Annotated in this window: 12 protein-coding genes and 1 pseudogene; 4 read left to right on the top strand and 9 right to left on the bottom strand. The window is 68.4% G+C overall.

The window, feature by feature from the left end; all coding sequences use genetic code 11:
• The first annotated feature begins 28 nt into the window (after positions 1–28).
• Genes HYU53_15730 through HYU53_15720 form a run of 3 tightly spaced genes read left to right on the top strand, consistent with a single transcriptional unit; the run spans position 29 to position 5,066 of the window.
• Positions 29–1,414: a hypothetical protein gene (locus HYU53_15730; protein MBI2222645.1), complete on the top strand. Its 1,386-nt coding sequence runs from the start codon at positions 29–31 to the stop codon at positions 1,412–1,414.
• Positions 1,411–1,716: a hypothetical protein gene (locus tag HYU53_15725; protein ID MBI2222644.1), complete on the top strand. Its 306-nt coding sequence runs from the start codon at positions 1,411–1,413 to the stop codon at positions 1,714–1,716. The genes HYU53_15730 and HYU53_15725 overlap by 4 nt, the downstream gene beginning before the upstream one ends.
• Positions 1,713–5,066, top strand: coding sequence for a CoA activase (locus HYU53_15720; protein MBI2222643.1), 3,354 nt, complete (start codon positions 1,713–1,715; stop codon positions 5,064–5,066). Before HYU53_15725 ends, HYU53_15720 begins: the two co-directional genes overlap by 4 nt.
• On the opposite strand, the pseudogene rho reads toward HYU53_15720, so the two are convergent.
• Both rho and HYU53_15710 read right to left on the bottom strand, forming a co-directional pair.
• A pseudogene (gene rho / locus HYU53_15715) lies at positions 5,063–6,176 on the bottom strand (transcription termination factor Rho). The gene HYU53_15720 and the pseudogene rho sit on opposite strands and share 4 nt — an antisense overlap.
• A 425-nt stretch (positions 6,177–6,601) precedes the next feature.
• A complete protein-coding gene (locus HYU53_15710) occupies positions 6,602–6,973 on the bottom strand; it encodes a CoA-binding protein (GenBank protein ID MBI2222642.1) in 372 nt (123 codons plus the stop codon).
• Between the two features lie 11 nt (positions 6,974–6,984).
• Between HYU53_15710 and amrS the strand changes: the two genes are divergently transcribed.
• Positions 6,985–8,100 (top strand): AmmeMemoRadiSam system radical SAM enzyme, encoded by a 1,116-nt coding sequence (amrS, locus tag HYU53_15705; protein MBI2222641.1) that lies wholly within the window; start codon positions 6,985–6,987, stop codon positions 8,098–8,100.
• A gap of 54 nt (positions 8,101–8,154) precedes the next feature.
• Here amrS and HYU53_15700 read toward each other — a convergent pair whose 3' ends face one another.
• From HYU53_15700 to HYU53_15670, 7 genes are all read right to left on the bottom strand, one after another.
• Positions 8,155–9,498, bottom strand: a complete 1,344-nt coding sequence (locus HYU53_15700; protein ID MBI2222640.1) for an FAD-binding protein — start codon at positions 9,496–9,498, stop codon at positions 8,155–8,157.
• Positions 9,495–10,694: a pyridoxal phosphate-dependent aminotransferase gene (locus HYU53_15695; GenBank protein MBI2222639.1), complete on the bottom strand. Its 1,200-nt coding sequence runs from the start codon at positions 10,692–10,694 to the stop codon at positions 9,495–9,497. The genes HYU53_15700 and HYU53_15695 overlap by 4 nt, the downstream gene beginning before the upstream one ends.
• A 15-nt stretch (positions 10,695–10,709) precedes the next feature.
• Positions 10,710–11,216: a pantetheine-phosphate adenylyltransferase gene (gene coaD, locus HYU53_15690; protein ID MBI2222638.1), complete on the bottom strand. Its 507-nt coding sequence runs from the start codon at positions 11,214–11,216 to the stop codon at positions 10,710–10,712.
• Entirely contained in the window at positions 11,213–11,800 is a 588-nt protein-coding gene (gene rsmD, locus HYU53_15685) for a 16S rRNA (guanine(966)-N(2))-methyltransferase RsmD (protein ID MBI2222637.1), read from the bottom strand. The genes coaD and rsmD overlap by 4 nt, the downstream gene beginning before the upstream one ends.
• A gap of 46 nt (positions 11,801–11,846) precedes the next feature.
• Positions 11,847–13,967 (bottom strand): ATP-dependent DNA helicase RecG, encoded by a 2,121-nt coding sequence (gene recG / locus HYU53_15680; protein MBI2222636.1) that lies wholly within the window; start codon positions 13,965–13,967, stop codon positions 11,847–11,849.
• Between the two features lie 22 nt (positions 13,968–13,989).
• Positions 13,990–14,595 (bottom strand): hypothetical protein, encoded by a 606-nt coding sequence (locus HYU53_15675; protein MBI2222635.1) that lies wholly within the window; start codon positions 14,593–14,595, stop codon positions 13,990–13,992.
• 51 nt (positions 14,596–14,646) lie between these two features.
• Positions 14,647–14,870, bottom strand: a 224-nt coding sequence (locus HYU53_15670) for a hypothetical protein (GenBank protein ID MBI2222634.1), incomplete at its 5' end; no start/stop codon positions are given.

The following is a 14,870-nucleotide window of genomic DNA, read 5'->3' as shown; positions in this document are numbered from 1 at the left end:
TGCGCCGGAGCACGTCCGGCCTGTCGACATGACCGCAGGTCCTTTATCCGGCACGGAGGAGGTCCGCGAGAACCTCATCGGTGAACTCGTGGCGAGCGAGCGGGCGCGCCTCCGGCACACAGACGATGCCGTGCCTGCCGCACGCCGGCAATACCGCCGTCCGCCCGAACGACCCTTTACCGCCGCCGAGCGCGACCGCGTCACGATCCTCCTCGGCGGGCTGACGCCTTATCACGACTCGCTCTTTCCCGCCGCACTGACCGCGTGCGGCCATCGCTGCGCCCGGCTCCCCGTCCCGGACCTCGCCGCGTTCCAGCTTGGACGCCAGTACGGCAACGTCGGGCAGTGCAACCCGGCCTACTTCACCGCAGGAAATCTCATCCAGTTCCTTCTGCAGCTCGAGGCGGCGGGACTTTCGCGCCAGGAGATCATTGACCGCTACGTGTTCTTCACGTCGGGCACGTGCGGCCCGTGCCGCTTCGGCATGTACCAGGCGGAGTACCAGCTGGCGCTTCGCAACGCGGGCTTCGCGGGGTTCCGGGTGCTCACCTTTCAGCAGAACGACGGCGTGAAGGCGGACTCCGGCGAACCCGGCCTTCGCTTCTCGGTGCACTTCGCCACGCTGGCGCTGAACGCGTGCAACGTGGCGGACGTGCTGCACGACCTCGCGCACCGCCTCAGGCCCTACGAGTCGCGCGAGGGAGAGACGGATCGCGCGATCGCCGATGTCGTGCGCGACATGTATGCGCACCTCTCCGAGCAGCGCCCGTTCGACGTGCTCGCACACGCGCCGCGATGGATCGTCCCATGGCTTGCCGCGAGGCCACGTCTTCGGACCAGCATCGACACGCCCGTGAAGATCTGGACGCAGCTCCATGGCAGGCGGCACGCCGCCGCGCTCGAAGCCGCGCGCGAGCGGCTCGATCGCATCGACGTCGATCGCCTCCGGATCAAGCCGGTCGTCAAGGTGACCGGTGAGTTCTGGGCCCAGACGACCGACGGGCCCGGCAACTACGACATGTTCGCGTTTCTCGAGCGCGGCGGCGCGTGCTCCGCGCGGGCGGCCGATCGCCGACTCGCTCCGGTGTCGCCGCCGACCTCCGGCTGGTTCGGAAGCGCGCGCTCCTGTCATTCGGCGAGGCGTGGTGGCGCCACGAGTACCATCGCACCGGCCGCGCCGTGGGAGCGCTGGCCGACCCGCTCGTCCCGCAGGAACTGCTCGCGGAGCTGGCGCACCCCTTCTACCACAGCATGGTGCGCGGGGGCGAAGGGCACCTCGAGGTCGGCAAGACCATCTACTACACGCTTCACCACCGCTGCCACATGGTCCTCAGCCTCAAGCCGTTCGGCTGCCTGCCCTCGACGCAGTCCGATGGGACGCAGTCGGCGGTCACCGCCAGGCTTCCCCTGTTGAATTTTCTCTCGATCGAAACGTCGGGCGAAGGCGAGCTGAACGCGCATAGTCGCGTCCAGATGGCGCTCGGAGAAGCCAGGGCGGCGGCGCGCAACGAGTTCGATGCGGCGCTCGCCCGAACCGGCCGGCGCCTGGACGACATCCGCGACTACGTCGAAGACCACCCTGAGCTGCGCCGGCCGTTCTATCGCGTGCCCCGCCGGCCGGGCGTGGCAGGTGTCGCCGCGAGCTTCGTCCTGCACGTGAACGATCTCATCGGCCGGCGCCGGCGGCGCGTCTTCCTGCGCGGAGCGCGGCAATGAGCGACGGATCGGCGCGCTTCATCCTCGGCATCGATCTCGGCTCCACCACGATCAAAGGCGTGCTCGTCGATGCGCGGTCCGGCGAGCATCTCTGGCGGCAGTACGAGCGGCACGAGGCCCGGCTCGCGGAGAAGCTGCTGTCGGTTCTCGCCGCCCTCCAGCGCGATCCGGGCATCGCGCCCGGCAACTGCCGGGTGTTTGCCACTGGAACGGGCGCCGGCGCGCTGGCGCCCGCGATCGGTGCGCGGTTCGTGCAGGAAGTCCACGCCATCTCGCTGGTCGTCGAGCGCCGGCACCCGGATGCCGGCACGGTGGCGGAACTCGGCGGCCAGGACGCCAAGATTGTCGTGTTCAGGCCCGGTGAAGGAGGGCGGCGCAAGAAGCTGCCCTCGATGAACGACAAGTGCGCGGGGGGCACCGGCGCGGTCATCGACAAGATCGCGGCGAAGCTGAACATCGCGCCGGCCGCTCTCGCCGAACAGCGGTACAGCGGGATCCGGCTGCACCCGATCCCCGGCAAGTGCGGAGGCTTTGCCGAGACCGACATCACCGGCCTTCTCAAGCAGGGCATACCCGCCGCCGAGCTGATCGCGTCCCTGTTCGACGCGATTGTGCTGCAGAACCTGTCCGTGCTCACCCGCGGCTACGTCCTGCAGCCGAAGGTCCTGCTCCTGGGCGGCCCGCACGCGTTCCTCCGAGGGCTGCGCGAGGCGTGGCAGCAGCGGATCGCGGAGATGTGGCGCGAGCGGGGCGTGAGCCCACCCGACGGGCTTTCGATCGAGGAGCTGGTTTTCGCGCCGCCGCACGCCGAGTACTACGGCGCCATGGGCGCGGTGGAGTTCGGGCTCACCGAGGAAGCGGGCGAAGGGGAGTACAGAGGCTGCGCGCCACTCGAGGACGTGATCCGCGCGGGGCGGAGCGAGCGGCGGGATCGTGCCGCCCCCCGCGCGCTCGTGGCCTCGGCCGGCGAACGCGACGCGTTCCTCCGGCAATATCTCCCGAGGCCGTTCGTGGCCCCCTCCTTCCGGCGCGGCGAACGCGTGCCCGCCTTTCTCGGGCTGGATGCCGGCTCGACGTCCACCAAAGGCGTGCTGCTCTCTCCCGCGGGGGACGTCCTGGCCAAGGCGTACCGCCTGTCGCTCGGAAATCCCATCGAGGACGCGATGGCGATCATCGCGCTTCTCCGCCAGCCAATCGAGCGACCGGGCGCGCGCATCGACGTCCGCGGCGCGGGCACCACGGGGTACGCCAAGGACATCCTGCGCGACGTGCTGCGTGCCGACGTGGCGATCGCCGAAACCGTGGCGCACACCGAGTCGGCGAAGCAGCGATACCGCGACCCGCACGTCATCGTGGACGTCGGAGGGCAGGACATCAAGTTGATCGTGCTGAAGGAGGGGCGCGTCAAGGACTTCCGCCTGAACACGCAGTGCTCTGCGGGGAACGGCTACTTCCTGCAGGCCACGTCGGAGTCGTTCGGCGTGCCCGTGGAGCAGTACGCCGAGATGGCGTTTTCCGCCAGGGCGATGCCGCTTTTCGGGTACGGCTGCGCCGTGTTCCTGCAGTCGGACATCGTCACGTTCCTGCGCCACGGCTGGACCACCGCGGAGATTCTCGCCGGGCTCGCGGCCGTGCTGCCGAAAAACGTGTTCCAGTACGTCGCGCGCGTGCCCAACCTGGCCCGGCTCGGGACGCGCTTCATCCTGCAGGGGGGCACGCAGCGGAACCTGGCGGCCGTGAAGGCGGAAGTGGATTTCATCCGGGAGAGCTTCGCCCGGTCCGAGGCCGAGCCGGACATCGTCGTCCACGAGCATGCCGGCGAGTGCGGCGCGATCGGGGCGGCGCTCGAGGCGATTCGCGTCGTGGAGGCGGGCCGCGGCACGACGTTCATCGGCCTCGACACGGTTGGGCGCATCCGCTATCACACGACGCGCGGCGAGGAGACCCGGTGCCGCTTCTGCCGGAACGCGTGCATCCGGACGTTCATCGACATCAGCACCGGCGACGGCGAGGCGCGGCGGGTGATCGTGGCCGCGTGCGAGAAGGGCGCGCAGGAGGACCTGGCCGCGTTCCGCGCCGCCCATGCGACGGAGAAGAGGACCAGGACCGACAACCCGGACTTCGTCGAGATCGCGGGGCGCGAGGTGTGGGCGCCGCAGCACCCGCCGCTCGTCGCGGATCCGCCGAACGGCTTCGCGTGGCTGCCGCGTGCGCGGCGGCGGGCCGCCCGCGCGGCGGGCCGCGGCGGGCTGCGGATCGGCATCCCGCGCGTATTGAATTTCTACTCGTACGCTCCCCTCTTCAGCGCGTACTTCGCCAGCCTGGGGGTCGACTCGCGGAACGTCGTGTACTCGGACTTCACCTCCGCGGACCTGTATCGTACGGGCTCGGGTCGAGGGAGCATCGACCCCTGCTTTCCGTCGAAGGTGGCGATCGCGCACGTGCACAACCTGTTGGCGGTCAAGCACAAGCGCGCGCGGCTCGACTGCGTCTTCTTCCCGATGTTCGACGTGCTCGACTCGCCGCTGGTGGGCACGCGTGCGCAGAACGCGTGCCCCACCGTCGCCGCAACGCCGCGCACGGTGTGGGCGGCGTTCACCAAGGAGGCGGACGCGTTTGCGCAGGCGGGTATCGTGTACGTCGATCCGCTGCTGAACCTCGCGGACCGTGCGTGCTTCGGGCTGCAGATGCGCGATGCCTGGGGGGCGGTGCTCGGGCTGTCACGCGACGAGAACGCGCGCGCGGTGAACGCCGGCTTCGCGGCGTTCGACGCGTTCTGGAGCGGCCTGCGTGCCCGGGCACGCACCGCGCTCGATCGCCTCGAAGGCGAGCGGCGGATCGGCATCGTCGTGCTCGGGCGCCCGTACCATCACGATCCGGGCATCAATCACGGCATCCTGGAGGAGCTGCAGAAGCGCGGCTACACGATCTTCTCGCAGACCACCCTGCCGCGAGACGACGACCTGCTGGAGCGGCTGTTCGGCGACGAGGTGCGCGAGGGCGTGATCCGGCACGCGCTGGACATCTCCGACGTGTGGAAGCACAGCACGTCGGAGAACACGAACCAGAAGATCTGGGCGGCGAAGTTCGTCGCGCGCCACCCGAACCTCGTCGCGTTGGAGTTCTCGAGTTTCAAGTGCGGCCATGATGCGCCGGTCTACTCGGCGATCGAGGAGATCGTTGAGGCGGCGGGCCGCCCGTACCTGGCGTTCAAGGACCTCGACGAGAACCAGGCGGCCGGCGCGATCAAGCTGCGCGTGGAGACGATCGACTATTTCCTGAAGCGCTACCGCGACGTCGCGATGGGCGAAGCGCAAGGTCGCGAGCGTCTCGAGGCGCTGCTCGTCTAGCCCATCTTCTGCATGGCCGACAGGAAGTCCGCGTTGTTCTTCGTCTTCCCCATCTTGTCGAGCAGCAGCTCCATCGCCTCGACCGGCGACAGCGGATTGAGGACCTTGCGGAGCACCCAGATGCGATTGAGATCGTCGCGCGGGATGAGGAGCTCTTCCTTCCGGGTGCCGCTCTTCTGGATGTCGATGGCCGGGAACACGCGCTTGTCCACCAGCTTGCGATCGAGGTGGATTTCCATGTTGCCGGTCCCCTTGAACTCCTCGAAGATGACGTCGTCCATGCGGGAGCCGGTGTCCACCAGCGCCGTGGCGATGATGGTGAGCGACCCGCCTTCCTCGATGTTGCGTGCGGCGCCGAAGAAGCGCTTCGGCTTCTGCAGCGCGTTGGAGTCGAGACCGCCCGAGAGGACCTTGCCCGAGGGAGGAATCACGGCGTTGTAGGCGCGCGCCAGGCGCGTGATCGAGTCGAGCAGGATCAGCACGTCCTTCTTGTGCTCGACGAGACGCTTCGCCTTCTCGATGACCATCTCGGCCACCTGCACGTGGGTGGTTCTGGGCGACCGACTGCGCGATGTTCTGCAGCAGCATCGTCTTCCCCGTCCTGGGGGGCGCGACGATGAGGCCGCGCTGCCCCTTGCCGATCGGCACCATGAGGTCCATCACCCGCGCCGACAGGTTGTCGGCGGAGGTCTCGAGCCTGACGCGTTCCTGCGGGTAGAGCGGCGTGAGGTTCTCGAAAAACAGCTTGTCGCGCGCCTGGTCGGGCGGCTCGAAGTTGACCGCTTCGACCTTGATCAGCGCGAAGTAGCGCTCCCCTTCCTTCGGCGGCCGGATCTGTCCGGAGACCGTGTCGCCCGTCTGCAGATCGAATTTCCGGATCTGCGACGGTGACACGTAGATATCGTCCGGCCCCGGCAGGTAGTTGTAGTCGGGCACGCGGAGGAACCCGAAGCCGTCGGGCAGCACTTCGAGGACGCCTTCGCTGAAGATGAAGCCGCTCTGCTCGGCCTGCGCCTTGAGGATCTGGAAGATCAGTTCCTGCTTGCGCATGCCCGTGGCGCCGGCCACGTTGAGGTCCTTCGCAATCTGCGTGAGCTTCTGGATCGACATGTCCTTCAGCTCCGCGATGTTGAGACTGCCCTCACCGCGGTGGCGGCGAACTCCCTGCTGCTGTTGTCCCTGCGGCTGGCCCTGCGGCGCCCCTTGCGGCTGCGGGGCCTGCGCCTGGGGCGCGGCCTGTGGCGGGTTCTCGTTCTGCTCGGTCTGCTGGTCGTTTTCGGCACCGTTCTCAACGGGCGTGCGCCCGGAGGTGCGCTTGTGGTTCGGCATTGATGTGACTTCTGGCTTGGTGTGTTGAGTTGTTGTTGTTTTCGCGCTGACGACGCGGGGCTGGGACCCGGCGTACGGGTCAGCGACAGAGGGAAGTTACAGACGTGCTCGTTCTTGTGAGTATAGGAGGCCCCCAGGGGGGTGTCAAGGTCAAGGCGCCGGCGCCGCTCACGGGCGGCAGCGGCGCCGCTCCCCTTCCACTCCTGTCAGTACTGCGAGGGACTCTCGCCGATCCCGACGATGCTGCATGCGACGGTGGGTTCAATCCCCAGCTCGCGAGCGCGGTCGATGACCTGCCCGCCATCCGCCCCCGGATTCAACCAGACGTCTCTGACCCCCTTACGGGCGATCTCCTCCATCACCCGGACGCCGACCTGCGGCGGGACGTATACGGTGACCATGTCGACCGGGCCCGCAATATCGAGGACCGACGCGACGGTCTTCGTGCCCTCCACTTCCGCCTCGTTCGGGTTGACGGGGATCACGGTGAACCCCTTGTGGCGGAACGCGCGGACGGCCTTGTTGCCAAACTTCCGGCGGTTGCTCGACGCGCCGATCACTGCGACGATCTTGGACATACAATCATTGTATGGCGACGCTCAAGGATGTGCTGGTCGAGCGTACGCACGAGGCGGCGCCCGAACTGGTCGAGCGGATCGACGACAAACGGCTGCGCTGCTATTCCTGCGGGCACGAGTGTCCGATCCCCGAAGGGGCGCTCGGCGTCTGCAAGGTCCGCTTCGTCCGCGACGGCACGCTGCACGTGCCCTGGGGCTACGTGGGCGGCGTGCAGTGCGACCCCATCGAGAAGAAACCGTTCTTCCACGTGCGTCCCGGCGCCCTCGCCTACAGCTTCGGCATGCTCGGGTGCGATCTTCATTGCTCCTACTGCCAGAACTGGGTGACGTCGCAGGCGCTGCGCGACCCGAACGCGATTGCGCCCCCGATGGAGGTCGATCCCGGGGCGCTCGTCGCCGACGCGCAGCGCCAGGGGGGCAAGGTCGTCGTCTCGACGTATAACGAACCGCTCATCACCAGCGAATGGGCGGTCGAGATTTTCAGGCATGTCAAGCGCGCGGGGTTGATGACGGGGTACGTGTCGAACGGCAACGGCACGCCGCGGGTGCTCGAGTATATCCGGCCCTGGGTCGACCTCTACAAGGTCGATCTCAAGAGCTTCGACGACAAGCACTACCGGCAGCTCGGCGGCCGCCTCCAGCCGATCCTCGACACGATCAGGCGACTGCACGCCATGGACTTCTGGGTCGAGATCGTCACGCTGCTGATTGCCGGTTTCAACGACTCGGACGATGAACTGGAGCGGCTCACCGCGTTTGTCGCATCCGTGTCGCCGGACATTCCCTGGCACGTGACGGCGTTTCACCCGGATTACAAGATGACCGACCCGCCCGCGACGACCCCCGACATGCTGTTGCACGCCGCGCAGATCGGCCGGCGGAACGGCTTGCGGTACGTCTACACGGGGAATCTGCCGGGGAGCGTGGGTGAGAACGAGAACACGAGGTGTCACGCGTGCGGCGAAACCCTGATCGAGCGGTTCGGGTACTACATTCGCTCGTATCGCCTGACCGAAGAGGGAGCGTGTCCCCGGTGCGCGACGAAGATCCCGGGGCGATGGGCATCGCGCTTCGACGGGCAGATCACGTCGCGCCCGTTCCTGGCGGGGAGGGCGCTGCGAACATAAGGGGGACAGTCACACTTTCCTGGGCGACTGCTTCGGAAAGTGTGACTGTCCCCCTTATTCCCCCGGGAAGATCTTGCCGGGATTCAGGATCCCATTCGGATCGAACGCCGCTTTGATCCGCTTCATCAGCACGATCTCGTCGTCGGAGAGCTGAAGGCGCAGGAACGGGCTCTTCACGAACCCGATCCCGTGCTCCCCGGTGAGCGCACCGCCGAGGCGGACGACCTCCTCGAACAACTTCTGCTCGGCGGCCCTGGCCCGCGCGCGCGCCTCCGCGGTGTCCTCCACCATGATGTTCACGTGGATGTTGCCATCCCCTGCGTGGCCGAAGCACGGGATGCGCACGTCATGCTCCTTCGCCAGCCGCGCAAGAAACGCGAACAACTCGGGGATCTCTCCCCTGGGAACGACGATGTCGTTGTTCACCTTCACCGGCGCGATCTGCTTCAGCCCTGGCGACAATTCGCGCCGAACGCGCCACAGTTGGTCGCGCTCCTCCGCGGTGCGCGCGCGATCGACGCTCGACGCGCCCGCCGCGCGGCACGCCCCGGCGACGCGCTCCGCTTCGCCCTCCACCGCCTCCGGCTGCCCGTCCACCTCGATGAGCAGCGTGGCCCCGGCGGTGCCCAGGCACGCGCCGTCGATCAGCTCGATGGCCGCCGGCACCACGCGGGCGCCGAGCAGCGCGTCCACGCCGCCGGCCGCCGCGGCGACGTCGCGAAAGCCGGCGCGCACGGTGGCATTGGCCGCCGGCTTCGGCAGCAGGCGGAGGATCGCTTGGGTCACGATGGCGAGCGTGCCCTCCGAGCCCACGATGAGGCTGGTCAGGTCGTACCCGACCACGTTCTTCACGGTCCGGCCGCCGGTCCGGATGATCTCGCCGGTCGGAAGCACCGCCTCGAGCCCGAGCACGTAGCGCCCCGTCGTGCCGTACTTGAAGCCGCGCGGGCCGCCGGCGTTCTCCGCGATGTTGCCCCCAATGGAGCTTTCACGAAGGCTTGCAGGGTCGGGCGGATAGAACAGGCCGATCCGCTCCACGGCGTTCTGGAGATCGCTCGTGATGACGCACGGCTCCACGACCGCGACCAGGTCGTGCTCGTCGATTTCGATGATGCGGTTCAGACGCTCGAGCGACACGACGATGCCGCCCCGGATCGGAACGGCACCGCCCGAATAGCCGGTGCCGGCGCCGCGCGGCACGAGCGGGATCTTCCGCGCATCGCACACCCGCGCGATTGCGGAGACCTCCTGGGTGCCGGCCGGGAGCACGACAAGATCGGCCGGAGCGGCGCGTCTGGTGCCGTCCGTGCCGTAGCTCAGGCGACTGGCGTCGTCACGCAGCACGTGGCCGGTGCCGACGATCGCCTCGAGGGCGGCGGCGGTGTCCGCGGAGATCACGCGGCGGGGGCGCCGAGCCGATCGCGCACGAAGGCATGAATACGGCGCGCGCCTTCCTGCAGGCGGTCCATCGACGTGGCGTACGAGATCCTCACGAAGCCGGGCGCGTCGAAGGCTTCCCCGGGCGTCAGCACGACCCGGGCGTCGTCGAGCAACGCCTGTGCCAGGCCTGCCGACGTCCGGACGCCGTCGGGCGAGAGCAACTCCGAGACATCGACGAACAGGTAGAACGCTCCCGAGGGGGGCACGACACGAAGGCGCGGGTCTGCCGCGAGGAGCGCGACCATGGCGTCGCGGCGCGTGCGGTACTCGTCGAGCATCGCGGTGACGCAGTCCTGCGGCCCACGCAGCGCCGCGACCGCGGCCTTCTGCGCAATCGAGTTCACGTTGGACGTGGCATTGCTCTGAATCGCCGAGCACGCCTTGATGACCTCCGCCGGGCCGATCGCCCAGCCGCAGCGCCATCCCGTCATCGCGTACGCCTTCGACATGGACCCGCACAGAATCGTGCGATCGCGCAGCCTCCCGGCGAGCACCGCGGCCAGGTTGTGCGGCACCGGGTCGTAAATCAGCCGTTCGTAGCAGAGGTCCAGCACGATCCAGATATCGCGGCGCGCGGCCTCGTCGGCAATCTGCGAGAGGTCCTCCTCCGACATCATCGCGCCGGTCGGGTTGGTCGGCGAGTTGATGACGATGCCGCGCGTGCGCGGGGTGATCGCCGCCACAAAGTCCGTCGCGTGCAGCCGGAAGCCGTCCTCCTGCCGCGCCCGCACGATCACCGCCTGCGCGTCGGCCAGCTTGATCTGCTCGGGGATCGTCGGCCAGCCGGGTGAGTGCGTGATGACGTGGTCGCCGGAGCCGAACAGCGCCAGCGCCGCGTTGTAGAGCGCCTGTTTCCCGCCGGCGGTCACGATGACTTCCGCCGGCGTGTAGGACACGCCGTACCACTCGCGATAGCGGTCGACGATGGCCTGTCGCAGCTCGTGGATGCCCACGTTGGTCGTGTACTTCGTGAACTGCGCGGTGAGCGCCTGCTGCGCCGCCGCCACGACGTGCGCGGGCGTGGGAAAGTCAGGCTCCCCGGCGCCGAGGTCGACGATGTCGACCCCCTGCGCGCGCAGGCGTTCGGCCTCTGCCGCCACCTTGAGGGTTGGCGACGCTTCTACCTTGGACATCCGGTCGGCGAGATGTGGCATAGGGACTGGGTGCACTTATGCGTTTCGTGTCGTGGTGGCGAGGTGTTTGGCGCGCAGGCGCGCCTCGACGCCGGGGGGCACGAGCCCTTCCACCGATCCGCCGAGCGCCACGACTTCCTTGACGAGGCGTGAGCTGACGTACGTATAGGGCTCGGCCGGCATCATGAACACCGTCTCCACGTCCGTGTTCAGCCGGCGATTCATGAGCGCCATCTGCAGCTCGTACTCGAAGTCCGAGATCGCGCGGAGCCCGCGGACGATCACCTTCGCGCGCTTGCGCCGGACGTACTCCACCAGCAGGCCGTCGAACGTGTCGACCTCGACGTTCGGCTGTCCCTCGAACGCGTCGCGGCAGATCTCGATGCGCTCCGCCACGGAGAAGAGGGGCGCCTTCTCGACGTTGACGAGGATCGCGACGATGATGCGGTCGAACAGCTTCGCGCCGCGCTGGATGATGTCGGTGTGCCCGTTGGTCAGGGGGTCGAAGGAGCCGGGATAAATGGCGATCACGGGTTCTCTCATGTGCTCTCGTAGAACGACAGCGCGCTGTCGCCCGATGTCAGCACCCGCACGCGGTGCAGGCCGCCCGCGCGTGCCGGTGACTCGCGCCGCCTCGCGTGCTCCAGCACGACGACGCCTGCCGGCAGGAGACGCGGCGCCACGGACGCGAGCGCCAGGTCCACGTCTTCCAGATCATACGGTGGATCGAGCAGCCCCAGATCGGCCGGCGCCACGGAACCCCAGTCCCGCGGTGAAAGGAAATCGGCGCGGATAATAACATACCGGTCCGCCGCCGTCCCGCACCGCGCGAGATTTTCGCGGATGAGCCGCAGCGCCCGCGGGTCCCGCTCGATGAACGCGACGTGCGCGGCACCGCGGCTGAGCGCCTCGATGCCCACGGCGCCCGTGCCGGCAAACCCGTCGATGACCCGCGCCCCCTCCACGCGGGGGGCCAGCACGTTGAACAGCGTCTCGCGCAATTTGTCCGACGTGGGGCGCAGTCCCTCCCACTTCGGCGCGTCCAGGCGCCGCCCCTTGAACTCACCGGCAATCACGCGCATAGATCGGGAGCCTTCGGCGCGCAGGACGCAGAGCACTCGGGCCATTCTGCCTTGGGTCCGGCGTGTTGCGCGCGTTCCGCCGTGGCATATGTCATCCCACGCCGACCAGGCCGAAGCGCCGCGCCCAGGTGGCGCGAACGTGGTCGGCCACGGGGCGCGCCGCGTCGCCGCGCGCCAGCCAGTCCACGGCTTCGCGGCGTGCATCTTCCATGATCCCGAAGTCGCGCACCAGGTCACCGACGCGCAGCAGCGGGGCGCCGGACTGCCGCGTGCCGAAAAAGTCGCCGGGGCCCCGCAGCTCGAGGTCTTTCTCGGCCAGCACGAACCCGTCCGTCGTGGAGGCGATCGCCCGGAGCCGGACTTCCGCGTCTTCGCCGAGCGGGTACTGATACAGCAGGATGCACGACGACTGGTGCGCGCCGCGGCCGACCCGCCCGCGCAGCTGATGGAGCTGCGAGAGGCCGAAACGCTCGGCGTGCTCGATGACCATGACCGTGGCGTTCGGCACGTCGACCCCTACTTCCACAACCGTGGTGGAGACGAGGATGTCATACTCGCCGCGCGCGAAGGCGTGCATCACCCGGTCCTTCGCGTCCTGCTTCAGCCGCCCGTGCAGCAGCGCGACCCGCAGCTCGGGGAAGATATCCGTGGCGAGGTGGTCGGCCATCGCGGTCGCCGCCTTCAGATCCACCTTCTCCGACTCCTCGATCAGCGGGTAGACGACATACGCCTGCCGGCCCAGTTCGACCTGCGCGCGCACGAACTCGTACACCTCGTGGCGGCGCGACTCGGGTCGGACGGTCGTCTCGATCGGCTTGCGCCCGGGCGGCATGTCGCGGATCACCGAGACGTCGAGGTCGCCGTAGGTCGTCAGTGCGAGGGTGCGCGGAATGGGGGTCGCGGTCATGACGAGCACGTCCGGCGACAGCCCCTTCGCGCGCAGCTCGGCCCGCTGCAGGACGCCGAACCGATGCTGCTCGTCGATGATCACGAGGCCCAGCTCGCGGAACGCCACGGCCTGCTCGACGAGCGCGTGCGTGCCGACGGCCAGGTGCACCGCGCCGGAGGCCAGTTCCGCCATCACCTCCCGCTTCTTCTTCGCCGGCGTGGATCCGGTCAGCGCGGCGACGCGAAAGCGCGACCGATCGAGCAGCCGACGAATCGTGATGTAGTGCTGGTCGGCGAGGATTTCGGTCGGCGCCATGAACGCGACCTGGAACCCGTTCTCCATCGCGACGACGGCGGCGATGAGCGCGACGATCGTCTTGCCCGCACCCACGTCTCCCTGGAGGAGGCGGTTCATCGGCGAGGGGCGTTCCATGTCCTCGACGATCTCCTTGATCGCGCGCTTCTGGCCGGCCGTCAGCTTGAACGGCAGGACCTGCCGAACGCTGTCGCGGATCGCGTCGGTGATCACGACGGAGCGCGGCTTGCGCTCGTCCGCGAGGTCGCGACGGCGGAGCAGCACGCCCACCTGGAAGAAGAAGAACTCCTCGACGATCATCCGGATCTGCGCCGGCGTCCGGAACGCGTTCAGGCGATCGATCCCCTCTGCCTCATCGGGGAAATGAGTCTGGCGCAACGCCGCGTGCCGGGGCGGCAGCGAGTGCCGCGCCCGAATCTCGGCGGGCAGCGGGTCGGGCAGGCCGGCCGGCAGGTTCTGCAGCGCGCGGTACACGAGCGTGCGCTGGACGTTCGGCGTCAGCGACCCGATCCTTTCGTGGACGGGCACGATCCGGCCGGTGTGAATCGTGGCCTCTTCGGCGGGCGCGTCCTCGTCGGCCTCCCCTCGCACGATCTCGTAGTGCGGATTCACGATCTGGATGCCGCGGGCGCCGAGCCGCTCCGCCTTCCCGTAGAGAATCACCTGCTGGCCCGGGTGGAACACGTCGCGCATGAACGGCTGGTTGAAGTACACGGCCTTGGCGACGCCGCTCGCGTCGCGCACGAGCATCTCGAAAATCTTGAAGCGCGGCCGCCGCGTGGGGCGTACCGTCGTGGTGACGACTTCCCCGCTGAGGCTGGCGAACTCGCCCGGCCTGAGGTCCGCAATCGGCGCAAAGCGCGCGCGGTCCTCGTACCGGAACGGAAAGCGGTACAGCAGGTCCTCGATCGTGTGGAGCCCGGCGCGGCGGAACTCCGCCGCGCGCCGCGGACCGACGCCTTTCAGGAATTGCAGCGGCGTCTGGAGGTAGTCGTCAGGGCCAGCCACAGGCCCAGTGTAATTGCAGATCCTACTGAAGTATCAGCGCCTGTCCTTTGCCGACCCGCACCTCGCGGATTGACAACGGCAACTCGAATGGGGCGTCGAGCGCGACCCCCTGCGGCTGCCCGGCCGTGCGCGTGTAGTAGCTCACGATCTCCTGAAGCAGGAAATTGGGCACCGTGATGCCGCCGACCTGCGCTGACTGCAGGGAGAACCGACCGACTCCATCCTTGGTCTTCAGGATGCCGGTCGCCTGCACCGGCACGCGGCCGGTGAGATAGCCCGCAAGGTCCGTCCAGCCGCGCGTCCTGTGCTTGCGGACGGCGTCGAGATCGACGATGGCGCGTCCCGAGACACGTCCGTCGCCGAGGATCCACACGTACGGGTCGACGACGCCCACCGGAATGTCTTCGCGGGCGTGATACCGCAGGTACGCGTTCACCTCGCGCTCGGAAACAGCCGTGGAACGGACGGCCGATCGCGGCACCGGGACGGCCGCATGGCGGTGAATGAGCGCGAGCTTGTGCTGGAGGGTGTCCGCATCGCGCCTGGCCAGCGTGACCTGGCCGGCCGCCACGATTCCCGCGCTTGCGAGCGCGGCAAGAAGGGCGCCTGCGAGGAAACGGCGAACCATGGGAGGAGTGTAGCAGACGGGACGTAGGAGGTAGGAGATGGTAGCGTGCGGCTATGGCGTCGGGCGGCGGCGGTTCTGCTGGGCTCGCGGCTGCCGGGCTCGCATGAGCAGCTCGAACTTGCGCTGCTCCATCCGTTCCTCGAACAGTCGAAAGCGCGCCTGCTGCCTGAGGTCGAGCACCTCGTCGAGCGCGCTGTACGCACGGCGCAAGTCGGCGGCGTTCTTCTCGTCGTGCTCGCGCAGCGCCCGCAGCCGTTCGCGCAGCACACTGTCGC

The organism is Acidobacteriota bacterium (assembly GCA_016184105.1).
GTDB lineage: Bacteria > Acidobacteriota > Vicinamibacteria > Vicinamibacterales > 2-12-FULL-66-21 > JACPDI01.
The sequence above is the reverse complement of the archived record's forward strand: the minus strand, read 5'-3'. Positions and strand labels throughout refer to the sequence as shown.